Below are 22,527 nucleotides of genomic sequence, written 5' to 3'. Positions count from 1 at the left end.
ACGAGGCAGCAGCTGTTGCTGCTATAACGAACGTTCGACAAATACTGTAGCCCAGCGATAGTGACCTAAGTCCCATCACTGGGCGTAGTTGTTGTTTTTCCTAATGGCTACATTGCGTAATCGCGAAGACGGTCTGCACGTTCGCCCACACGAAGCTTCGCCATGACTTCGCGTTCGATCTGACGTACGCGTTCCCGGGATAGTCCGTACTGTCGGCCAATCTGGTCCAAGGTGCGCGGCACACCGTCAGTCAGTCCATAGCGCATGCGGATGACATCCTGTTCGCGCTGCTCAAGGCCGTTAATGATGTCTTGAATGTCGTCATGGCGCAGCGTAGTCACGACGGCGTCTTCGGCGTCGGTGGCTTCCGCGTCCTCGATGAAGTCACCCAAAGGCGCCTCTTCATCTGCACCGACCGGCATATCCAAGCTGACGGGGTCGCGGGATTGGCGCAGCAGCATTTCGATCTTGGACTCTTCGATGCCGGACTCTTCGGACAGTTCCTCGTTCGTCGGCTCACGGCCGAGAGATTGATACATTTCGCGACGAATACGTGAGAGCTTGTTGACCTGTTCGACAAGGTGCACAGGGAGGCGGATTGTGCGGGACTGGTCAGCCATACCTCGCGTGATTGCTTGGCGGATCCACCAGGTGGCGTAGGTGGAAAACTTAAAGCCCTTGGCGTAGTCAAACTTTTCCATCGCACGAATAAGGCCGAGGTTGCCTTCTTGGATGAGGTCCAACAGTGGCATTCCGCGGCCGGTGTAGCGCTTCGCAAGCGATACGACCAGGCGCAGGTTCGCCTCGAGGAGGTGCGCGCGCGCCTTGCGGCCTTGCTTAGCGAGGATTGTCAGGTCGCGCTTTTTTGCCCGGGTGAGTTTCACCTCCGGATCGTCGAGAAGATGCTGAGCGTAGAGGCCAACTTCGATCTGTTGGGCAAGCTCGACCTCTTCTTCAGCGTTGAGTAGGGCGGTTTTGCCGATGCCGTTGAGATAAACGCGTACAAGGTCTGCGGATGGGTTGTCGTTGGTCTGATTACGTCGGCTACCGCGGTCGACGTTCTCTTCTTTTTCTGTGGCACGATCCGGCTGGGTCATGTGACAACGCCTCCTCGGACTGGGGTGAAACACTTCATGTTGCATCGGTGCAATCTGATAGACCAACGGTCCGAGGTGAAGAGGTGTTCCCGCGGGCACCATTTATATTCACTGAGCGTTACGTTTCTACCAACACGGTGAACGGCCCTTCGTTGACACTCTGGACTTGCATGTTGGCGCCGAATCGCCCTTCTTCGACATGAATTCCGCGTTCACGCAGTGCCGACGCGATCTTTGCGATGATTGGCTCCGCAACTTCGCCAGGGGCAGCGTCTCCCCACGATGGGCGGCGACCCTTGGCAGTGCGGCCTAAAAGCGTGAACTGGCTGACTAAAAGCACCGGAGCATTGACGTCTTCAACGGACTTTTCCCCGTCGAGAATGCGCAGTTCTGCAATTTTGCGGGCCATCTTTTGCCAGGCTTCTTCGTCGTCTTCGCGGCCAACGCCGACAAGGGCGAGGATTCCGCCTGTCTCAGCGCAATTGATAGCGCCGACAACGTCGCCGTCGACGGTGACGGAAGCCTCGGAAACGCGGGTCAGGACGGCTTTCACAGGATATTCCTCTGTTTTCTGATCAGATAGCGGCGATTTCTGCGGGTAGGACAACGCCATGACGGACAAGATCAACTATGGCTGCCGAGCTGGATTGCTCAAGTTCATGTAGTGCAGCCTCGTCGTTAATACCGTTGGCAGCAGCGTAGAGCCCAGTGACGTCGCGAAGCGCAAGGCCTTGCGGGTGCAGCCCACGAATAACGGAGAGCACCCCAGCATCCACGGTATGGGTAAACCGTGGCCCGTCCGTGCGAGTCACACGGATGACCTCGGGTGCGAAGCCGATACCGGTTTCGGTGTCGGCCAAACTGACCTCCTCAAGCGCGACCCCTGGGCGCAGCATGTATTGGGCATCAAGAACTTCGGCGAAGGATTTTCCACGCAGCCAATCGCTACGCAGGAAGTATTCTTCAACCTCCGGTGCTAAGCGGTCAGTGAAATGCTGGGATAGTTCCTCAGCGGTGACCTCAGTTGAGGCATCGCCGATATCTTCCAAGACGATCCACCCGAACCCGATTCCAGTGACGTTATTTTGCGCAAAGTGCTCCAGCCACCGTTCGGTGCGTTCGATGCCTTCAGTAGAGCGGGGGTCGATGGATTCGTCGCGAAGCCACGTGGAGATGTACATCCCTGGATCCACAACATCGCGCTGCAGCACCCAGGCGTTCACTCCTGTGCTGGGCAACCACGACGCCACTCGAGACTGCCAGGACGCATCCTTGCTGTGCACCCAGGAACCCAGGATGAAAGCACGGCCACCTTCGGCAAGATGTTCTACTGCGCCGGAGACAACGAGCTCGGAGGCCGCATCAAGATCCAAGCCTGAATCGCGGTAGACATGGCCCACCTCGGGTAGTCCGACAACAAATGGGGGGTTGGCCACAATGCGGTCGAACCGTTCGCCCGCAACAGGTTCAAACCAACTTCCTTGCCTCAGTTCCACATTGTCTACACCGTTGGCAGCAAACGTCGCTCGAGCTAAGTCCAGCGCTCGACCGTGAACATCTGTCGCGACAACTCTCTTAGCAACGTGGGCCTGTGCAAGTGCCTGCACCCCCGAACCCGTTCCCAAATCCAATACAGATGACACCGGTGTCTGAGGCGCAGCCGAAAGCAGTGATAAGGAAGCGGCGCCAACGCCGAGAACATGATCGTGTCCTGGGACGATGTCGGTCATCGACGCGTCGAGATCGGAAAAGACAAAGCGCTCCTTATCTGCGATCACATGCGGGCGCACATCGAGTGCGATGTGAAGTTCGGCATTGTCGGTTGCAGGGGCGACCACGCAGTCGTCGATAAGCAGCTGCACAAGCTCTTGCGACAGCACATCACTGAGTTCCGCTGCGGTGCATGGCTCGCGCAAGATAAAAAACCGGATCAACCGCGACAAACGGAACCCATCCTGGCACGCGTGGCGCACTACTCCAGGCTCACCGCGAAACATCGCCTGCGTCGCGGCTGGCCCAAGGTGCTCAGCAATCCCTGCGGACGTAAAACCGGCCTTTGCCAATGCTTGGGCAAGAGTTTTCGCTGTCTCCGGGCTTACCGTTACTGAATCACTCATCGTTGTCTCCTGTTGCATCATCCCCACCGTCGTCGTGATCGATGATATCGGGCACGTTTGCCGTGCTTGACGACGAACTCTCGAGCGCCGTACGACGAGAATTCTCCAACCGAATCTCCTCACGCACTACCGCAGGCTTGTACACGTTTTTTGAGCGTGCATCCCGCTTCTCGCCCTGTGCGTTGCCCAACACCACCGCAATCCAAGGCAGCGGTACCGAGACGACGAACAATATTGCCGCCAGCACCCACCAGCTCATCCACGCAGCCCAGATCGCGGCGAGGATGAACGGTAGGCGAAGCCCCTGCAAAATGGCGTACTGCTTCTCACGAGACTGCCGGTTTTGTTCAGGACTCGTCACCGCGTCTGTGATCAAAGCGCGGGCCATGCGACGACGCCGACGCGAGTGAGGCACAGAGGAGTCGACGACATCCTCGGCTTGAGCGTCAACCGTCTGATCGTCCTGGCTCAAACTAGAGAACAACCCGTCACGGGCTCGGTCCCGCGGATCAGAATCGGGGGAAACGTTCTCATTGGTGCTCATATGCGTCGAGGTTAGCCCTCCGGCTTAACCTCTCGCTCAATTTGGGGCATGATAGAGCGCGTGAACACGACGACGAAGACACTTGAACGCCCGGATTTGCGGGAAGATACCTCGTCGACAACCGACGACGGAACCCCGAAGTTTTTCCACTACGTCAAAAAAGACCAAATTGTCGACTCTGCGATTTCCGGCAAAATGGTCGTCGCCCTGTGTGGCGAAACCTTCCCGGTGAAAAAACAAGCAAAGCCCGGCTCTCCGGTGTGCCCGGACTGCGAGCGGATCTATAAGGGGCTGCGCCGCAAGTGACAGCCGCGTCTTCTGGGCCTTCGCTGCGCAAATGGCAGCAGGAGGCCCTCGATTCGTTTCTGAGTACCAAGCCACGCGACTTCATGGCTGTGGCAACGCCCGGCGCAGGTAAGACCACCTTCGCGCTCACGCTTGCCTCGACCCTGCTCGCTGACCGCACCGTCCAGCGCATTATCGTCGTCGTACCAACCGAGCACCTCAAGCACCAGTGGTCGGACGCCGCCAAGCGGTTCGGAATGTCGTTGGACCCAAACTTCACCAACTCTTCGGCAGTCAACGCCGCCTACGACGGCATCGTCGTCACGTATGCGCAAGTAGGTATGCACCCCTTCAAACACCATGCTGTCGCTTCAGCACGACGCACGCTGGTGATTCTCGACGAGATCCACCACGCAGGTGACTCCAAGAGCTGGGGTGATGGTGTCTACGAGGCATACAACGACGTCGAACACCGACTCGCTCTGACCGGTACACCATTTCGTTCCGACGACTCCCAGATCCCTTTCGTGCGCTACGTCGAAGACGGCGCCGGCCACCTCGTCTCAGAATCGGACTACACCTACGGCTATTCCCACGCACTGGCCGATGGCGTCGTCCGACCCGTGGTGTTCCTTGCATACTCCGGCGAAGCACAATGGAAGGACTCAGCAGGGGAGGAGTACTCAGCTCGCCTCGGCGAACCACTGAACGCCGAACAAACCGCACGTGCATGGAAGACCGCACTGGACCCGAAAGGTGACTGGGTCGCAGCCGTCCTTAATGCTGCACACACCCGCCTGATGAAAGTCCGCGCAAACATGCCAGACGCTGGCGGACTAGTCATCGCCACCAACAAAACCACCGCCCGCGCATACGCGAAGATCCTGGAAAAACTTTCCAACACCCCAGTCACGCTCGTTCTTTCCGACGAACCAGGCGCCTCCGATCGAATCGACGAATTCTCAGCATCTCGCGACGAATGGATGGTCGCTGTCCGCATGGTGTCCGAAGGCGTCGACGTGCCGCGCCTATCCGTCGGCGTCTACGCAACCTCAGCATCCACACCATTGTTCTTCGCCCAGGCCATCGGACGCTTCGTCCGTTCCCGCATGCCCGGCGAATCGGCCTCCGTCTTCCTGCCCTCCGTCCCAGTGCTGCTGCGCCTGGCTGAGGAAATGGAGGTTTCACGCGACCACGTCCTAGGCAAACCTCACCGCGAATCCGGCTGGTCCGACGAACTGCTCGAGCAGGCCAACCGCACCCAAAACGAACCCGACGAAACCTCCGGATACGAAACCATCGGAGCATCGGCGGAGCTCGACTCGCTGATCTTCGACGGATCCACCTACGGCACCCCAACAGTCGCCGGCTCTGCAGAGGAACAAGACTTCCTCGGACTGCCCGGCCTCCTCGACGCCGAGCAAGTACGCACCCTGCTGGCCAAACGTCAGGCCGACCAACTCGACGCACGCGATGCTGAAGAAAAAGCGCGCCGGGCAGAGGAACGACGCGCTCGTGAACGAGCAGAGCTCCTCGGGGAGCCGCAGAAGGTAACACAGCCGGTGGAGGACACGCCCCAAAGCGCAACTGCAGCTGACGAACTCCCTCAGCTACGCAGCGAACTCAACGCGCGCGTATCCATCGTCGCCAGCAAAACTGGTCGCCCACACGGTGCGATCCACACCGAGGTACGAAAGGCCTGCGGAGGTCCACCGACTGCACTGTGTAGCGCGGAACAGCTCCGAGAGCGCATCGCATACCTTCGTGACTGGTGACACCGAAGTCGGTACAGTGGGCGGGCACATTACGTAAAACGAGGAGAAACGAATGACTGACCGCTACAACCCCAACGGTTACCCGAACGACCCGAACGGCCACCCTGAGGGAGTCTCGCCCTATAACCAGCCGCAGCCGGAAGGCTACGACACAGCGAACAACTACGCGGGCTATGAGGCACCAGCGGGCTATGACACGGCCCAGAGCCCCTCCGCTTACGGCGCGCCCTACGGCACAGCGCCGGTAGGGGAGCAGAAACCTAATGGCGTTGCAATGGCAGCCTTGATTTTCGGCATTCTCTCGATCCCTGCCATGTTCACGTTGTTCGGTGCCATCATTCTTGGTGTCATCGCGGTGATCCTCGGCATCGTTGGTATCCGTAAATCGAAGAACATCGTGGGGCCGGGTTCCCGCAAAGGCATGGCGGTGACCGGCCTGGTCCTAGGCGCTTTCGCAATGATCGCAACTGCGGTGATGATCTTCTGGGGTGTGTACTTTGCCAAGGACATCATCGGCGATTGTGAACAGTACCAATCGGACAACGCTGCATACCAGAAGTGCATCGAAGATGGCTTCAATGAAAAGATAAATGAAATGGAAGGGTCCTCGAACTAAAGACCGCGGTGATACTCGCCGTAAACGAGTAGCACCGAGTAAAGCGCAAGCTCAGCGCCCCGGCAGATACATGATCTGGCCGGGGCGCTGAGCTTTGTCGCGTGAAAATTTAGTCCAGGTAGTCGCGCAACACCTGGGAGCGCGACGGGTGACGCAACTTCGACATCGTCTTCGACTCGATCTGGCGGATACGCTCACGCGTGACGCCGTAGACCTGACCAATCTCATCTAAGGTGCGCGGCATGCCATCGCTCAAGCCAAAGCGCAGGCGAACGACGCCAGCCTCACGTTCGGTGAGCGTGTGCAGAACGTCTTGCAGCTGATCCTGTAGAAGCGTGAAGGACACGGCATCCACGGCAACGACTGCCTCGGAGTCTTCGATGAAGTCGCCGAGCTGGCTATCGCCCTCGTCACCAATCGTCTGGTCGAGCGAAATCGGCTCACGAGCGTACTGCTGGATCTCGAGGACCTTCTCCTCGGTGATATCCATTTCCTTTGCCAGTTCGAGCGGCGTTGGCTCGCGACCGAGGTCCTGCAGCAGCTCACGCTGAATGCGGCCAAGCTTGTTGATGACCTCGACCATGTGCACCGGAATACGAATGGTGCGGGCCTGGTCTGCCATAGCACGCGTAATTGCCTGGCGGATCCACCACGTGGCATAGGTGGAGAACTTGTAGCCCTTGGAATAGTCGAACTTCTCAACGGCACGGATGAGGCCAAGGTTTCCTTCCTGAATCAGATCCAGGAATGCCATCCCGCGACCGGTGTAACGCTTGGCCAGCGACACGACGAGACGCAAGTTCGCCTCGAGCAGATGGTTCTTTGCCTTACGGCCATCACGAGCTACCGCGCGGAGATCACGCTTTACCGCAGGCGTGAGCTTTGCATCCTTGTCGCCTTCTGCAGCAGCACGTGCCATCTCGTCGAGACGGTGCTGTGCGTAGAGTCCTGCCTCGATGCGCTTCGCAAGAGAGACCTCTTGCTCTGCATCAAGAAGTGCAACCTTGCCGATTTGCTTGAGGTAGGCACGAACAGAGTCCGCGGATGCGGTCAGCTGAGCATCCTTGCGTGCTTGGCGTAGAGCGGCGGATTCTTCAATGTCCCAGACAGAAGAACCGTCGTCCTCTTCTTCCTCGTCATCTTCGTCTTCGGTCTCGTCGGCGTCGTCCATGGCACCGTCGAGATCTTCGTCGAACGCGTCGTCCTCATCGTCGCCCATGTCCGGGTCGTAATCTTCGGCATCTGTCGGATCCAAGGACTCGTCGTCCGCGCTTGTTGCCTCGAGATCCTCGGTCTCGGCTTCGTCCGCCTTCGCTGCAGCGGTTTGAGCAGCCTTTGTGGTGCGCTTCGCCGCAGACTTACGGACAGTTTTCTTCGCGGACTTCTTTACCGTCTTCTTGGCTGTCTTTTTCGCGGTTTTCTTCGCAGTCTTTTTAGCAGTCTTTTTCGCGGTTTTCTTCACTGCTTTTTTGGCTGCTTTCTTCACCGTCTTCTTGGCAGGCTTCGAGTCGGTACCGGAACCGTTGCTCTCGCCACCGTTTGACGGATCCACAGGCTCGCCATGAACGGTGTTGTTGCTTGAAGCTTCGCTGGCTACCACGTACGCCCTTTCGACTCATCAGACTATCTCGGGGCCGGGACCTCGCAAGAGGTTCGGCCCACAACCACTGCGATGTGCACTTCATCGTTGTGAAGTGCAGTTGGTGCAGTGTTTGCTACCACTGGAAAACCAGGGTACGCAAGCACATAAAAATTTTCAGAACGCCCATCCTAGCAAGCAGGTGAACGTTCCATTTTTATGTGCCTACTGCACGTATGGGCGCGTAGCCCGAATATGCAGAATGTCAACACCCTACAGGATTTACCTATGAGGTGAGCCAGCGACATGACCGGCACCGGCCTTGGCAGCGCCCACGATGCCTGCTCGATTCAGTAACTTGGCCACAACTACTGGAGTGTTGACGTTCAGCAGTGGAACCCACTGGTCACTGTTTTCCGAAACACCGCCGCCAACGATGATGACATCCGGGTTGAGGAGTCGTTCGTATTCGCAAAGAACAGTTTCCACGCGCTTGGCCCAATCGTCGTAAGAAAGGCCTTCCCTCGTGCGCACGGCGGATGACGCAAGGTGTTCGGCCTCCGTGTCGTCGATAAGCAGATGCCCGAGCTCGCTATTGGCAAAGAGCTGACCGTTAGCTAGAAGCGCTGAGCCGATACCCGTGCCAAACGTCAGAAACAAGGCAGAGCCGCGCTGTGCTTCGGGGCATCCGAAAGACACCTCCGCAAGCCCGGCTGCGTCGGCATCGTTGAGCACAGTGACATCGTGGTGCCCCAGCACGGTAGAGAAGAGCTCAACCACATCCGTGCCCACCCAAGTCGGGTCAATATTCGCCGCAGTGCGAGCAATGTTGCGGACAATCACGCTCGGAAGCGCAATCCCAACCGGGCCTGACCATGCTGCTTGACGCGTTAACTGCGCGACCGCCTCTGCAATAGCGTCAGGGGTCGCCGGTTGTGGCGTAGCCACCTCAAGTCTTTCACCGTGAAATTCGCCACTGTGAAGGTCGACAACCGCAGCCTTCAGGGAGGAGCCTCCAACGTCAACTCCAAAGCCGAACCGGGGAGAGGACTGGATCGTGCGTGGTGCGTGTGACTCGGCTTGTGGATGAGGTGAGGTCATGAGCGCAGTGTACAAAGTTGCACCCTTGTGCGGATGGTGTGGAAAAAATTGTTTTCTACCAGCAAAGATGACAGAAGCATGGACGTGCTTTAGTATTCCGCTCAAATATCGCGTGTAGAGGCGCGATCAAGCACGACGTTGAGCTGGAGGAACATCAAGCATGGCCACCGATTACGATGCGCCGCGCCGCCGCATGGACGACGACATCGAAACCGACTCCCTCGAAGGCCTGAAGGCAGCAGAGGTTGCAGGCAGCAGCATGGACGATGATGGGGAAATCGTCGAGCCTGTCGAGCCCCCGACGCAGGACCTCTCGGGTGAGGAACTCAATGTTGAGGTCAAGCCACGCCAGGAAGACGAATTCACCTGCGCGTCCTGCTTCTTGGTGCAAAAGAACAAGCGCCTCGCCTATGTCGAGGACGACGGCTCCAAGATCTGCCTCGACTGCGAGTAATTAGTGTCAGGCGGCGCAAGCCGTTATCCGCTCCTCGTGGGGATTAGGAGCGGTCCTTAAGGCCCGGAACGAATGCATCAAGCACGGCTTCCGGGTCTTTTGCTGAAATAAGCCAATACGGCGTCGGATCCTCAGGGTCATCGAGCACGAGAAGAACATGCTCGGGCACCCACGACCGCGTGATGAGGAACGCTGCCGGATCGAGTTGCCTACCCAAAGCATTCTGGCGGGCGGAAGCCGGCACAACCGTCGCGCGGTCCACGACCGTACTGGGCAAGTTCGCATCCCCGGCGAGCAACCAGCGGGTCCCGTCAGGGTCCTGCTCAACGGTTAGGGTGTAGCGCGACAGCCATACTAAAAACCAGACCGCCAACGCGCCTGCGACAACAAAGCCGCCGACAAACCACCACATGTTGCGGTTCAGTGCGAGCTCGCCTGCGAGGAGCAGCGTCAGGCCTGCAACTGCAGCCCACCAGTACCAAGGCACCCATTGGCGCTCGGTATACAGCACTTTCGGTGCATCCGGAGCGGAAGTGTCGGAAGGATTCACTGGGTTCGTAGTCACCCCTCATACCTTAGGCATTGATATCGGAGGAACCCAGCTGCCGTATGGTTGGCAGCGTGGAAGAGCAACAATCAATCGCGCGTATCGACGACACCATCGGCCCAATCGCAGTTAAGCGACTTGACCCTGTTTTGCCCTTGCCTCACCGGGCTCACCCGGAAGATGCCGGAGCTGACCTTTACTCCGCAGAGGATGTGACGCTCCAGCCAGGTGAGCGAGCGCTTATTGGCACAGGAATTGCGATTGCGCTTCCTGTAGGCACAGTGGGATTGATTCACCCGCGTTCCGGGCTCGCAGCAAAGCAGGGCTTGAGCATTGTAAATACTCCCGGAACCGTCGATGCAGGGTACCGGGGCGAGCTCAAGGTGTGCCTCATTAACACCGACCGGTCTGAGCCGATTGTCATCACACGTGGAATGCGTATCGCACAACTCGTCGTGCAACGTGTGGAACTGGCAAGCTTTCAAGAAGTAGACGAGCTCGATGAGACGGTCCGAGGCGCTGGCGGCTACGGATCGACTGGCACGAACTAACTCTGTGTCGCTCTGGGGGCTACAGTCTTTAGCGACGAAAACGTACTGAGAATTTAGAGGAGGTACCTGCAATGGCAATCTGGCCGTTCAGGAGGAAGAAGAAAGCCGAAACAACCCCGGAACCGCAGAAGGTTGTAGAGGAGTCAACCGCGGCACCGGCAGCGTCCGAGGCTGAGGCGCCCGAATCGGTTGCTGATACCCAGTCGGCATCTGCTACGGCAGATGCGCAGGTAGAGGCGCCGGAGCTTCGTGTGGCAGAAGGCGTGCAGGTCCTTACAGATTATGACCCGATCAATGGCTCCACGGGTCCGTTCGATGGCGATAACGTCAACATTGATGACTTTGACTTTTCGGACTTCTCCCAGGCCACGCTGAACCTCGGATCCATCCGGATTCCACTGCCGAAGGAATCTCAGGTCCAGGTGGAGATGGGCGAGCAGGGCCCCAAGATGGTTCACATCGTCACCCGCTTCGGCCGCCTGACCCCGGTGGCGTTCGCTGCTCCGCGAACCGGTGGTTTGTGGGAGGAATCTTCCGAAGAGATCATCGAAGGTATGCGTTCTGAGGGTATGCCCGTCGAAGTTGAGCAGGGACCCTGGGGTCAAGAGATCGTCGGAACCGGTACTAACGGCGTCATTCGAATCATCGGTGTGGAGGGGCCGCGCTGGCTCTACCGCGTGACACTTGCTGCTCCGTCCGGTTCGGAAGACCAGCTTGCGCAACTTGGTCGTGAAACGGTCGCGCGCTCGTTTGTTTACCGTGGCGACGACCCGATTCTTGCTGGAAACTCTCTCCCCGTTGTGCTTCCTGAGCAGCTGGCAAAGCAGGTGCAAGAGGCTGTGGAGGCGCGTGCTCAGCAGGCTCAGGGCGCTCAGGAAGCCCCCGCGGAGGGTAACCCGAACGTGCTGAGCGACGCGTTGCAGAAGATCATCGCTCAAAATGTCGAAGGCCAAAAGCAGCTCCGCGAATTCCGTGAGGCGCAGCGCGCTCAGCGCCAAGCCGGACGCGGTAAGTCCGAGTAGCTGTGACTGACGAGATTACTGTCGGCCTCGTGCTCAAGTTGTCTGTGAGGGCAATGGCACACGGGGGAGAAGGCATCGCCGACGCCCCAGACGGGCGCGTCGTTTTCATCGCGGGAGCAATTCCCGGCGACACGGTTGAAGCGCAGCTGGCCCGTGTGAAAAAACGCTGGGCACGTGCAGAGCTTGTCAAAGTAGTGGATCCATCGCCTCACCGGGTCGGATCGGCTTGTCCTGCGGCAGCAGCAGGTGCGGGGTGCTGCGACTTCGCGCACATTGACCCGGCGGTGCAGGTCTCGCTCAAACGCGACGTTCTTCTTGGCCAACTCGGTGCGCTTGCGAGCAAGAGTGGTGTTGTCGATGCGGATGTCGTCGAGAAGCAATTGCGGGTTGTGGAGCTTGATCCCAGAACTGGTTGGCGCACCCGTGTCCGCATGGGCGTCGACCCGCAAGGACGAGCCGGAATGCGTGCACTGAAATCGACAGACGTTGTCGGTGGTGTCGTGTGTAGTCAGGTCGCGCCGCAAGTACTCGACGGCATCATTGGCGACGACGCGGCTCGATACACGCCCGGCAGTGAGATTGTGGCGGTCGTGGATGCCCGCGGGAAACGTCACGTTGTGGAAACACAGTCGGCGCAGCGTGGCCGACGCGTTGAGCGTATTCACAAGGTGCTTGAAGGCCCGGGGTTGGTCACCGAGGTGGTAGACGGTCACGAGTTTTCCTTTCCCCCTACAGCATTTTGGCAAGCGCACCTCAACGCGGCGCAAACCTATAGCGACCTCATTAAAGAATGGGGAAGCGACAACTACACGCACCGTAACGGATGGGATCTGTACGGAGGCGTCGGTGCATTTGTGCCTGCGATCAATGAGGCAATCGGCGGCGGCAGGATCGACAGTGTTGATTACTCCGCTTCGGCGACGGCGAACCCACAGCCAGTGGAAGACGAGTTTGATGTGCATCGCCACAATGCGAAGGTGGAAGTTGGAATCAGCGAGCTTCCGGCTCCGGGACTTGTTGTCTTAGATCCGCCCCGGTCAGGGGCAGGGCGTGATGTCGTCGACAAGATTGCGCAAGCGGCTCCAGAACGCATCATTCACATCGGTTGTGATCCAGCAACCTTTGCGCGCGACCTCGCAGGCTTTGGCGCGCACGGATTTAGAGTCGAGCGCATCGCTCTTATCGATGCTTTTCCCAATACTCACCATTTTGAGGTCATGGCATCACTTGTGCCTGACCACAATGGTGGTGCGGAGGAATAGGGTCAACCAATTTCGGAGTGTAAGCTGACCAGAACCGATTCCGCACTACGCAACGTGCGGAAACCATACGGGAACACTGCAGATGCGGACCGCATCGCGGCGAAAAACCTGAAGGAGAGCGACAGGATAGTGGGACTGCTCGAGCATATTGAGACACCGGCAGACGTGCAGAAGCTCGCGCCGAGCCAGCTCAACGCGCTCGCGGACGAGATCCGGCAGCTGCTCATCCAGAAAGTGTCAGCAACCGGAGGACACCTCGGACCGAACCTCGGCGTTGTTGAGCTGACACTGGCGCTGCATTACGTTTTCGATTCCCCGAACGACCCAATCATCTTTGACACGTCGCATCAGTCGTATGTGCACAAGATTTTGACTGGACGTGCGAACCAGTTCGATTCCTTGCGCAAGAAGGGCGGTCTTTCTGGGTACACGTCGCGATCTGAATCAGAACACGACTGGACCGAATCTTCCCACGCCAGCGCCTCGCTGTCCTATGCGGACGGTCTTGCCAAAGCGAAGGAACTCACCGGTAATTCGGACGATCACGTCATCGCAGTTGTCGGTGACGGAGCGCTCACAGGTGGCATGTGTTGGGAAGCACTCAACAACATCGCGGCCGGAAACCGCAACGTTGTCATCGTGGTTAACGACAACGGCCGTTCGTACTCTCCGACGATTGGCGGGCTGGCCAATAACCTGACCAAGCTCCGTGACCAGCTAGCCGCTATTCGGATCCAGCCTGGCTACGACGAGGTCATGGAGTCTGGGAAAAAGACCCTCAAATCTATGGGGTGGGTCGGAGAGAAGACCTTTGATGCATTGCATGCGCTCAAGGAGGGCGTGAAGTATCAGGTTCTTCCAACCGAAATGTTCCCGGACCTTGGTATGAAATATGTCGGTCCAGTCGAGGGGCATGATCTCAAGGCACTGCTCAACGCCTTTAAGTATGCCAAGCGCTACGAGGGGCCGTTGATCGTGCATGTTGTCACTGAGAAAGGCCACGGTTTCGCCCCGGCAGTCAATGACGTAGCCGACCAGATGCACTCTACCGGCGTGATCGACCCTGTAACAGGAAAAGCACTGGCCACCTCTAAGCCAGGTTGGACCGCAGCTTTCACCGAAGAGCTGCTTCGCGCAGGGCACGAACGCGATGACATTGTCGCGATCACCGCGGCAATGGCGGGGCCAACCGGTCTGCAGCCATTTGGTGAGCAGTTTCCAGACAGGTTCTTCGATGTGGGGATTGCGGAACAGCACGCAGTGACGTCTGCCGCTGGTATGGCACTCGGTGGATTGCACCCGGTTGTGGCGATTTACTCGACCTTCCTCAATCGTGCTTTTGACCAGTTGCTTATGGATGCAGGTTTGCTCCACCAGCCGGTTACGTTAGTGCTGGACCGTGCGGGCGTAACTGGCTCCGACGGCGCAAGCCATAACGGTGTTTGGGATATGGCGATCGCATCGATTGTTCCGGGTGTCCGTATCGCCGCACCTCGAGATACTCAGTCGTTGCGCGAAGAGTTCAGGGAGGCCCTTCTTGTCGACGACGCCCCGACGATCGTACGGTTCCCGAAGGGCTCTGCCGGCCCGACGATCCCGGCACTGCGAAACGTCGGCGGTGTAGATATCCTCGCCGAACCCACAGGTGATAGCAGCGATTCAGAAATCGACGTGCTACTCGTTGCCGTCGGCGCATTTGGTCAGGCCGCGCTCGAGATTGCAGATGCGCTTGTCGACGACGGTATCCGCGTAACTGTTGTCGATCCCCGTTGGATCATTCCCGTCAACGCCGCGCTGTGTGACCTGGCTGTCGAAGCTGACATGGTTGTGGTCTATGAAGACGGCATCATTCGAGGCGGCGTCGGATCTGCTATCGCTGAGGCGTTTTCGGCAGCAGAGGTGGACACACCGCTACGCCAACTCGCGTTTCCGGATGTGTTCCCCCTGCACGGGTCCCGCGACGAAATCCTCCAGGAGTACGGACTCGATGCGGAGTCTGCCACCCTGCAGATTAGAGAGTGGGCACAGCGACTCGCTGACAGCGAGTAAGGCGCTATTGAGCGCGCTTCCTGCGACGGCGACGTGCTGCAGCTCGTCCAGATGACGGGGTTTTGCCCTGCGGGATTCTTGCTGCTTTCGCTTCAGCTTGGGCCCGCGCGAGCAGCGGTGCTGTAAGGGCGATCTGCCATGGGCGTGCCCCAGCACGCTTCAGTTGCATAGCAGCAGCGTCAGTACTCCATACGGCGTCGGAGTCTGGGGCAGTCCACATAACTTGTCGCAGCACTGCAGAAGAGAGCAGCATATCTGGACGGATGTTTTGTTGCGTCGCCACTTCAGAGACGTACTTTCGCGCCGACTGCAATGCGTGCCAGGAACGTGGGTAGTCGCGTTCCCACACAATTTTTGCGGGAGGGTCAGTCGGTGCAGGCTGCGCGGGGGTTGGCCATTGTTCGGGGTTCTCAGCGAGCGCCTGTTCGACGAGACTAAACCAGAATTTGGCTTTCGTTGTGTTGAGCGAGCGGTAGCGCAGGCAGTTTCGCAGTTCCCATGGGGAAGATGGCACAGTACGAGCGATGGTGACGATTGATTCGCTCGAGAGCATGTGACCGGGAGAGATGTCTTCTTTTCGGCAATGTTCGTCGCGGGCGGTCCACAGCGTTTTAGCGAGCTGCAGGCTCCTGGCGGAGCGTAGCCCTGACACTCCCTTCATGTCACGCCATGTCTCATTAAAGGGTGCGTTGTCCGGTCCGAGCTCGTTGACAATCCGCTCAAACTCCTGCTCGGCGAACGAAAGCTTGCCTTCGTTGTCCAATTGCTCGGCGAGAGCCTCTGCGAGATCGTGGAGGTGTGCCACATCTAGCGCTGCGTATTCTTGCCACGTCGGTGGCAGAGGTGTGGTGGACCAGTCCTCGTGGCCGTGACCTTTCTTAAGTTCTACTCCTACGAAGTGCTGCACCATCGCCGCCAAATTTGGCCTATTAAACCCTGCGAAGCGGGATGCGAGTTCTGTGTCAAAGATTGTGCCTGGGTAGAGACCGAGCATTGCGAGCGACTTAAGATCATCGACGGCAGCGTGGATAATCCAGTCCTCACCGTTGATGACGGGAGCGAGGGCATCATGAAGCGCGTCTCGGTTGCCTTCCGGGGCGAACAGGTACGTATCGGTATCTCGTCGATAAATCTGCACGAGAAACGCTCGGTCGTCATAACGAAATGACGCTGCGCGCTCGGTATCGATGGCGTAAGCGCCTCGACCTTCTGCCAATGCCGCCGCTGCGCGAGAGAATTGCTCGGGAGTTTCTACGAGGTGGTACTGCACCTGGGATGTCATGTTGCGTAAGTATGCCCTAGCGTGCGTTGAGCTGTGTCACACCCTCTGGTGGAAGCCCGGCAACATGGGCCAAAACCTTGGAAAAAGCCTCGACGTGGCTCTTCAAGTCGATCCCCTCAGCAGTCCAGGAGGCGCGCATCTCCAACTGGTATGCGCGGGGAGGTCCGCCGATCTCACCGAAGCGTACTGATGCGGTCGACGTAACCGTGCCGCCAAGATTAGTGAACCCAGCACTGGTCTCCGCGAGCGATTCATTGAGCCACTGCCAAGCGACGTCAGGTAGCAACGGGTCTGACGCCACAGCATCATCCATGTCCGCTTGGATATAGGCCACCAGCCGCATGGTGCCCTCCCAGGCCTCCTCGGCGGCAGGGGAGTGCAGGAGGATTAGTCGGCCGAAAGCATCGCCTTCTGAATCGACCGGGATGTTGTCACCGTCCTCGTTCGGGTGGACTACTTCGAGCCCCACAGCATGGCTAAACGGTGCTGGTCGCTGCGGCGGTCGGATAGTCCCGAGGGAAATCTCAGGACGCAGCTGGGCTGCATGCATTGACTCGACGGCCTTAGAAAAATCCGCCGGCCAGTTCTCGTTTGCGCCTTCCCCGAGCGTATCCGCACTATGTGTGGAGGTCTGGGGGGTGGTGTCCGGATTCATCACACGCATAAAGGTATCGACCCGTTGCGTGTGGTGGGGGAGGCGCGCCGACATATCGTCGAGACGCAATGTGCGACAGCGTAGACTCATTACGACTTTAGTTTGATCTGCCGTATCGGCAGGGAAGGAGCGTCATCATGGCCAAGCTTGACTTTGCGAAACTCAACGCCACGCAGCGTTATCTGCAGTTTGCAGTGTTCCGTGCAATTCCCGGTGCTCTTGGGACGGAACGTACTCGTATCATCGAAGAAGCGCAGGCTTTCTTCCGCAAGCTTGAAGAAGAGGGCGTCGTTGTTGTTCGTGGCATCTACGACAACACCGGCATTCGTGCTGATGCAGACTTCATGATCTGGTGGCACGCAGAAGAGTTTTCCGACCTACAAAAGGCACTGGCTGATTTCCGACGTGAGACTGCGTTCGGTCAGCTCGTTGAGGTGAGCTGGCTTGGCAACGGTTTGCACCGTCCTGCAGAGTTCAACAAGTCCCACCTGCCGAGTTTCATTATGGGGGAGGAACCGGGTGACTGGATCACGGTCTACCCCTTCGTTCGCTCGTATGACTGGTACATCATGGACCCCCAGAAGCGTCGCCGAATTCTTTCTGAACACGGCCAAGCCGCCCGCGACTTTGCGGACGTGCGCGCGAACACCGTCGAGGCGTTTACGCTCGGCGACTACGAGTGGATGCTGGCATTTGAGGCGCCAACGCTCGAGCGCATTGAGGCCCTGATGAAGACGATGCGCTACACCGAGGCCCGCCTGCACGTGCGCGAGGAGGTTCCGTTCCAGACCGGACGTCGCGTCAGCGACATCGCGGAGATCATCAACATCCTGCCGTAGGCCGGATGAGCCCCTAGGCCTCTTCCAGCGTCAGGCTAATGGAGTTGATGCAGTAACGCAGGTCGGTGGGGGTGTCAAAACCCTCGCCGGCAAACACGTGGCCGAGATGAGAGCCACAGTTCGCGCAGAGCACTTCCGTACGGATCATTCCGTGAGAGCGGTCTTCGCGCTCAATAATCCGATCGCCCGCCAGTGGGGAAAAGAATGCTGGCCACCCGCAGTGTGCGTCGAACTTTTCTGAGGACCGAAACAGTTCCTCACCACATGCTCTACAGCGGTAGACACCTTCAGTGGTGGTGTTGGTGTATTCGCCCACACCGGGTGCCTCGGTGCCGGCCTCCCGCAGGACCCGAAACTCTTCAGGGCTAAGTTTTTCTCGCCACTGTGCTTCGGTGAAGTCCTTGTAATTTGGTTTGGATTCGCTCATTGTCGCGTCCTCTCCTTTTGTGGCGCCGATGTGATTTGAGTAGACCATACCCACGATGCCACCGCGACAATAAACACGGCCCATCCAAATGTGGGAAGAAAAGTGTTCAGCCACCGTCCAAGCAGTATCGCGTCAGGCGTAACCCAACTCAGTGGCGCGAGACATAAAACGGCGCCCAGCCACGTTGGCCAAGTGTGCAGGGGGCTGGCGCGGTGAAACACAGTAAACAGGGCGGGGAAGAGCATCATCGAGTAGTACGCCTGTCCGAGTGAGGACAGTAGGCATACGCCTGCGAGCAGGACGCCGGTGCTCAAGGTCAGCCAAAGCCATTCGTCGCTATAACGCCAGCGGGCTAAACCAATGATCGCCGCCGCAACAGCAGATGCAGCGACGACAAAGAGGATGGTGTGCGCCCAGGCAGGCATACCGAAATAGACGGCAAAACCTGCGAGCGAAGAGTTGGCATAGTCGCGTGTGATGCCTAGATACGGCACAACAACGTCGATGTAGTCGCGAGCACCTGGAGTCAGCGGCCAGGCAATGACGTTGAGGAATACAGGTACGGCGACACCGCAAGCAACTACCTTCCACCGCATTTTCATCAGTGGCAGTACGAGAAGCGGAGCGAACATTGGCTTGACGACGACCGCCAGCCCGAGCACGATACCCGCACCGACATCACGCCTAGCGAGAAACAACGCGATAAACGCAGTCAGGGCGAGAAGTAGTACACCGTTGATGTTCGAAAACACCAAGGTATTTGTCACGGCTTCCGTCACAAATGCAAGGGCTAATGCGATTGGAAGCACCGGGTGAGACATGCGGAAGCCCGCTAGCTGCGTAAGCCATGTGACTGCAGCAATAATGCAAAGCGCGTTGAACAGGATGAAAAATGGCCTCGCGCTTTCCATACTTGGAAGCATCCCAAGAGGAGAAAGTAGCAGCGTAGCACCCGGGTTATAGAGGTAGTGCGGGTCAACGTGCTCGTAAATCTCGTTGTACACAGGTACTCGGTCGACGAAGCGGCGTGCCGCCGACCAGACCGTAGTGAAGTCGTCGGTCACCGATCCGGTGCGTGCGAGGACAAAAAGCCTGTGCACGATCAAGATGACTGCCAGTGGCCAAGCCAAAGCACCTGCGCCTCGAAGCGTGGAGGTTGGTACCTCCGCGTGGGAACGCGTCGCGACGGGCGCTGGGGCGACCCAAAAATCATGGAGGCGAGTTTGCAACATCACGGGTGATACCGTACCGGCTCGATTAGCCTTTTCGGTCCCGCACCCTTCGGTAACGGCAAAACAGCAGGGAATCGGTTGTTGCTTTAACCGACTCGAGAACAAAGGGGATGTTGCGATCGTCGTCACTGTGCCCGAACAACCTCACTTCAGAAGGCTGCAGCACTGCGTGAGGGCTGATGGTGTAATGAAATACGTCTACCGCGTCTTCATTCAGCATCTGGGTGTTGAGCTGTGGACCTCCCTCGCAAACGATGCGGGACATACCGTGCATGTGCAGCGCTTCAATTGCTGTTCGCATGGAGTCATCTACGAGCGGGAGGATGCTGCCACCAGCCTCGGTGATGTCATGTGCGCGAGCAGCAACCTCAGGGGTATCGAGCATATCCTGGGGGACGGCGAATATCGGCGCTGCGAGACTATTGGAGAAGAGCTGCGAGGACGTATCAAAACCGAGGCTGCGGCTTAACACCACAATCGGAGGCGCGACAGACTGCCCGTTTTCCTTCCGTTGTTGCTGTTTCTCTGGCGAGACTCGCGCACCGAAGTAGTCTTCCTTTCGTACCGTTTCCGCACCAACGAGCACTGCATCAGACCACACGCGAAGGGCGTTGAGCAATGCGAAATCGGTCGCATTTCCCAAGCCGGCAGATGCTCCCTCGATTGCGGCAACCCCGGTGAGCGAAGCAATACCAATCAAGCGTGTCTCGCACTCCCCAGGTGGAAGAACCGGCCCAATCAATACCTGCGGGTCGATCGAGTCGGGAAGCTGGTCTGAGGTGTTGGGGGTAAGCATCGTCGTTAATTGTAAAGCGGTTTTGTTTCTGGCCTCGTGGTTTTGGAACGTGGTGGGTTGAAGCTGATCAGCTTCGGTGAAAGCGTGAGCTGATGCGTGCTCCCGTAAGCGCCAAACCAGCGCAGGTGAGCACGCCGAGCGCCATCGCAGCGGCTGGGTTTGGGCCGAGCACAACAAGTGGTGGAACGAGTCCACCGATAATGAATTGGAAGAACCCCATGACACCGGTTCCGGCTCCGGTACCGATGTCTCGCACTTCCTCGATAGCGAGAGCGGAAGCATTCGCCATGATGAATCCCGCCATCGCGGAGAGGATTGCGATAAAAGGAATCATTGCGGTGCTTGGACCCAAAATGGAAAATGCGAGGAGTATCGCACCCACTGTGAGATCAACTCCGAGTGCGACGGTAAGGAGCGCGCGCGGCTGGTGCCGCTTGAGCAGCCGCATGTTGAGCGTGTTGCTCAGTGGAATGAGCAACGCGATGCTCCCGAAGACGAGAGAGAATGTGGTTGGGCTCAGACCGAGCTGCAATTGGAGGACTAGGGGAGAAGCCGCGATGTAGGAAAAGAGCGTGCCAAAGCCCAAACCTGCAGCCACCATGTATCCAGTGAACGCGGGACGTTGTAGACAGCGCCCCATCCGCGGAAACATCTGGCGCAAGGTGCCACTTGTCCGCTTGTGGGAGGGCAGCGTCTCGGGAACGAGCCACAAAGCGACAACGAGCTGCGCAAGATTGACTGCAGCGATTGTCCAAAAAACGCCGCGCCAGGTGAATGCGGGAATGATGAGGCCACCAAGCACCGGGGCGATTGCAGGCATAAACCCGGAGATCGCCATGAGCGCTGAAAGTCCGCGCGCGGCTTGTTTTCCGTGAGCGATATCCGGGACGACAGCGCGAGCAACAACGATCGCGCATCCACCTGCGAGACCTTGGAAGAAGCGGGCGCAAATGAGAAATGCGATGGAATCGGCTAGCGCGCAAGCCACCGAGGCAACAAGGGCGACGGCGGAAGCCACAATAATGACAGGCTTTCGTCCAGTCCCGTCGGAAATCGCCCCAAACAAGAGATTGCCAAGGGCCATACCGAGCATGAACCCGGTAATGGTCATCTGGGCAAATGAGTGGGTCGTCGACAAACTCGTAGCTAGTTCTGGCATGCCCGGGAGGTACATGTCGATGCCCAGGGGACCAGAGGCGGTAAACAAAGCCAGCGCGGCAAGGAGGCCACCAGAAAGTTTCTGCACGCCGGTAGGATAGCCCCTTAGGATTTTGATGAAGCGATGCCTATTGAAGTCTCATGACCATTGCAGTGAGCGAGATCAGCAGAGGCAACAATCGGGGGAGCTGCACACGCAGATTCGCTAATAGGTTGGGAACAGGCATAGCGTGGTTATCATGCAGTTGCCAAAGTATGGCCCGGCGTGGGCTGGTGCCTTGATGGGCACTTCAATTGCCTCCACCTTGTCTGGTTTGCATGGCTTTCGTCTCTGCCAGATCGCGTTCGCCCTGTGTGCCGCTGTGTTGCTTGCGGTTTTTACGGTGGGCGCTCGACATGAGCCTCCTCGCCAACAGAATATGGCGGCGTGGGGCATGTACACGATGGGGCTACTGTCTTGCGGCTCGGCGTGGACCGCGCTGACCGGTAACGATGGATTCCAGTTGGCCAGTTGGTGGATCGGTGCACCGCTTTCCGCACTAGTGTGTTTGTGGCAGCTTTGGGCGTTTTGGAAGCGACCGAGCCTCTATGGAAAACCTGCGTTTCCCTGGGGCCTTGCGCTGGTCACGCCAATGGTGGCCGCAACGTCTGGAGGGCAGCTATCCGATGAGCATGGAGCGCTCTACCACTATGTCGGTGTGGTGTGTTTCTGGCTCACGTTGACAACGGCAATTCCGCTGTTTGCCTATTGCTTTTGGTCATTCATGCGCCACCGTTACCACCCAAGTGGCGCGGCCGCTGGTACAGCCTGGATCCCACTAGGCGTCGTCGGGCAATCGACGGCCGCATCTACCGTGCTTTTCGACGCCCACCTCTACGGCATTGTCATGTTCGTGATCGGAGTGCCGTGTTCCTTGTTTGCAATGTATTGCTTCTACCAGGCGGTAGTGGCAATTTCGCCCTACGGTCCGGGGTGGTGGGGTGCCACATTCCCGGTGGGAACGCTGTGCTTAGGCGCTTGGTACCAGGGGTGGTCCCAATTATCCTTTGCGCTGTTGATTCTGCTTCTTGTGCACTGGAGCATTTGCGCGGTACGTTTCGGGGCTTGGGGGTTAAGCGACAAAATGTGTGTCCGGAAT

The 22,527-nt window shown here is 58.2% G+C and carries 23 protein-coding genes; 10 read left to right on the top strand and 13 right to left on the bottom strand.

The features are described from left to right. Positions 1–107: 107 nt before the first annotated feature. The 4 genes from HMPREF3171_RS06630 to HMPREF3171_RS06615 all read right to left on the bottom strand — a co-directional run bounded on the left by HMPREF3171_RS06630 (position 108) and on the right by HMPREF3171_RS06615 (position 3,758). The gene (locus HMPREF3171_RS06630) at positions 108–1,097 is read right to left on the bottom strand and encodes a sigma-70 family RNA polymerase sigma factor (RefSeq protein ID WP_070422351.1); all 990 of its coding nucleotides are present in this window, start codon (positions 1,095–1,097) and stop codon (positions 108–110) included. A gap of 118 nt (positions 1,098–1,215) precedes the next feature. Next, positions 1,216–1,650: a D-aminoacyl-tRNA deacylase gene (gene dtd, locus HMPREF3171_RS06625; protein ID WP_070422352.1), complete on the bottom strand. Its 435-nt coding sequence runs from the start codon at positions 1,648–1,650 to the stop codon at positions 1,216–1,218. A gap of 22 nt (positions 1,651–1,672) precedes the next feature. Next, entirely contained in the window at positions 1,673–3,214 is a 1,542-nt protein-coding gene (locus tag HMPREF3171_RS06620; protein WP_070483791.1) for a DUF7782 domain-containing protein, read from the bottom strand. Then, complete coding sequence (locus HMPREF3171_RS06615) at positions 3,207–3,758, bottom strand: DUF3099 domain-containing protein (RefSeq protein ID WP_083279411.1); 552 nt, start codon at positions 3,756–3,758, stop codon at positions 3,207–3,209. The genes HMPREF3171_RS06620 and HMPREF3171_RS06615 overlap by 8 nt, the downstream gene beginning before the upstream one ends. A 48-nt stretch (positions 3,759–3,806) precedes the next feature. On the opposite strand from HMPREF3171_RS06615, the gene HMPREF3171_RS06610 reads away from it, so the two are divergent. Genes HMPREF3171_RS06610 through HMPREF3171_RS06600 form a run of 3 tightly spaced genes read left to right on the top strand, consistent with a single transcriptional unit; the run spans position 3,807 to position 6,434 of the window. Beyond that, a complete protein-coding gene (locus HMPREF3171_RS06610) occupies positions 3,807–4,064 on the top strand; it encodes a DUF3039 domain-containing protein (protein ID WP_070422354.1) in 258 nt (85 codons plus the stop codon). Then, positions 4,061–5,818: a DEAD/DEAH box helicase gene (locus HMPREF3171_RS06605; protein WP_070483789.1), complete on the top strand. Its 1,758-nt coding sequence runs from the start codon at positions 4,061–4,063 to the stop codon at positions 5,816–5,818. Before HMPREF3171_RS06610 ends, HMPREF3171_RS06605 begins: the two co-directional genes overlap by 4 nt. A 52-nt stretch (positions 5,819–5,870) precedes the next feature. Beyond that, entirely contained in the window at positions 5,871–6,434 is a 564-nt protein-coding gene (locus tag HMPREF3171_RS06600; protein ID WP_070451290.1) for a DUF4190 domain-containing protein, read from the top strand. Positions 6,435–6,543: 109 nt separating this feature from the next. Here HMPREF3171_RS06600 and HMPREF3171_RS06595 read toward each other — a convergent pair whose 3' ends face one another. After that, positions 6,544–7,986 carry an RNA polymerase sigma factor gene (locus tag HMPREF3171_RS06595; protein ID WP_070422357.1) on the bottom strand — a complete coding sequence of 481 codons (1,443 nt, stop codon included), beginning with the start codon at positions 7,984–7,986 and terminating at the stop codon, positions 6,544–6,546. Positions 7,987–8,295: 309 nt separating this feature from the next. Beyond that, positions 8,296–9,114, bottom strand: a complete 819-nt coding sequence (gene ppgK / locus HMPREF3171_RS06590; RefSeq protein WP_070484100.1) for a polyphosphate--glucose phosphotransferase — start codon at positions 9,112–9,114, stop codon at positions 8,296–8,298. A gap of 160 nt (positions 9,115–9,274) precedes the next feature. On the opposite strand from ppgK, the gene HMPREF3171_RS06585 reads away from it, so the two are divergent. Then, on the top strand, positions 9,275–9,568 hold the full coding sequence (locus HMPREF3171_RS06585; RefSeq protein WP_070422359.1) for a DUF4193 domain-containing protein: 294 nt from the start codon (positions 9,275–9,277) through the stop codon (positions 9,566–9,568). Between the two features lie 43 nt (positions 9,569–9,611). Here the strand turns inward: HMPREF3171_RS06585 and HMPREF3171_RS06580 are convergent, their stop codons facing one another. Continuing rightward, positions 9,612–10,133: a DUF3093 domain-containing protein gene (locus HMPREF3171_RS06580; protein WP_070483787.1), complete on the bottom strand. Its 522-nt coding sequence runs from the start codon at positions 10,131–10,133 to the stop codon at positions 9,612–9,614. A gap of 56 nt (positions 10,134–10,189) precedes the next feature. Between HMPREF3171_RS06580 and dut the strand changes: the two genes are divergently transcribed. From dut to dxs, 4 genes are all read left to right on the top strand, one after another. Then, positions 10,190–10,666: a dUTP diphosphatase gene (gene dut, locus HMPREF3171_RS06575; protein WP_246815340.1), complete on the top strand. Its 477-nt coding sequence runs from the start codon at positions 10,190–10,192 to the stop codon at positions 10,664–10,666. Between the two features lie 71 nt (positions 10,667–10,737). Beyond that, positions 10,738–11,688, top strand: coding sequence for a DUF3710 domain-containing protein (locus HMPREF3171_RS11665; RefSeq protein ID WP_083292003.1), 951 nt, complete (start codon positions 10,738–10,740; stop codon positions 11,686–11,688). A 2-nt stretch (positions 11,689–11,690) separates the two neighbouring features. Further along, the gene (locus HMPREF3171_RS06565) at positions 11,691–12,950 is read left to right on the top strand and encodes a class I SAM-dependent RNA methyltransferase (RefSeq protein WP_083292002.1); all 1,260 of its coding nucleotides are present in this window, start codon (positions 11,691–11,693) and stop codon (positions 12,948–12,950) included. Between the two features lie 129 nt (positions 12,951–13,079). Then, positions 13,080–14,999, top strand: a complete 1,920-nt coding sequence (gene dxs, locus HMPREF3171_RS06560) for a 1-deoxy-D-xylulose-5-phosphate synthase (RefSeq protein WP_070451297.1) — start codon at positions 13,080–13,082, stop codon at positions 14,997–14,999. A gap of 4 nt (positions 15,000–15,003) precedes the next feature. Here the strand turns inward: dxs and HMPREF3171_RS06555 are convergent, their stop codons facing one another. Further along, a complete protein-coding gene (locus tag HMPREF3171_RS06555; RefSeq protein ID WP_070451299.1) occupies positions 15,004–16,281 on the bottom strand; it encodes an HRDC domain-containing protein in 1,278 nt (425 codons plus the stop codon). A gap of 16 nt (positions 16,282–16,297) precedes the next feature. Next, a complete protein-coding gene (locus HMPREF3171_RS06550; RefSeq protein WP_371325696.1) occupies positions 16,298–16,936 on the bottom strand; it encodes a DUF3000 domain-containing protein in 639 nt (212 codons plus the stop codon). A 134-nt stretch (positions 16,937–17,070) separates the two neighbouring features. On the opposite strand from HMPREF3171_RS06550, the gene hemQ reads away from it, so the two are divergent. Next, a complete protein-coding gene (gene hemQ / locus HMPREF3171_RS06545; RefSeq protein ID WP_180950015.1) occupies positions 17,071–17,775 on the top strand; it encodes a hydrogen peroxide-dependent heme synthase in 705 nt (234 codons plus the stop codon). 13 nt (positions 17,776–17,788) lie between these two features. On the opposite strand, the gene msrB is transcribed toward hemQ, so the two are convergent. The 4 genes from msrB to HMPREF3171_RS06525 form a co-directional block, all read right to left on the bottom strand. Continuing rightward, positions 17,789–18,202, bottom strand: coding sequence for a peptide-methionine (R)-S-oxide reductase MsrB (gene msrB / locus HMPREF3171_RS06540; RefSeq protein ID WP_070483781.1), 414 nt, complete (start codon positions 18,200–18,202; stop codon positions 17,789–17,791). Then, on the bottom strand, positions 18,199–19,434 hold the full coding sequence (locus HMPREF3171_RS06535; RefSeq protein WP_070483778.1) for a glycosyltransferase family 87 protein: 1,236 nt from the start codon (positions 19,432–19,434) through the stop codon (positions 18,199–18,201). Before HMPREF3171_RS06535 ends, msrB begins: the two co-directional genes overlap by 4 nt. A 25-nt stretch (positions 19,435–19,459) precedes the next feature. Further along, positions 19,460–20,230, bottom strand: coding sequence for a pyrimidine reductase family protein (locus tag HMPREF3171_RS06530; RefSeq protein WP_070483777.1), 771 nt, complete (start codon positions 20,228–20,230; stop codon positions 19,460–19,462). A 67-nt stretch (positions 20,231–20,297) separates the two neighbouring features. Further along, entirely contained in the window at positions 20,298–21,476 is a 1,179-nt protein-coding gene (locus HMPREF3171_RS06525; RefSeq protein ID WP_070483776.1) for a multidrug effflux MFS transporter, read from the bottom strand. A 151-nt stretch (positions 21,477–21,627) separates the two neighbouring features. On the opposite strand from HMPREF3171_RS06525, the gene HMPREF3171_RS06520 reads away from it, so the two are divergent. After that, positions 21,628–22,527: SLAC1 family transporter (locus HMPREF3171_RS06520; RefSeq protein ID WP_070484094.1), on the top strand; the 900-nt coding region annotated here is incomplete at its 3' end.

Source organism: Corynebacterium sp. HMSC08F01, assembly GCF_001807545.1.
In the GTDB taxonomy this organism is placed as follows: domain Bacteria; phylum Actinomycetota; class Actinomycetes; order Mycobacteriales; family Mycobacteriaceae; genus Corynebacterium; species Corynebacterium coyleae.
This window is presented reverse-complemented; position numbering and strand designations above follow the sequence as displayed.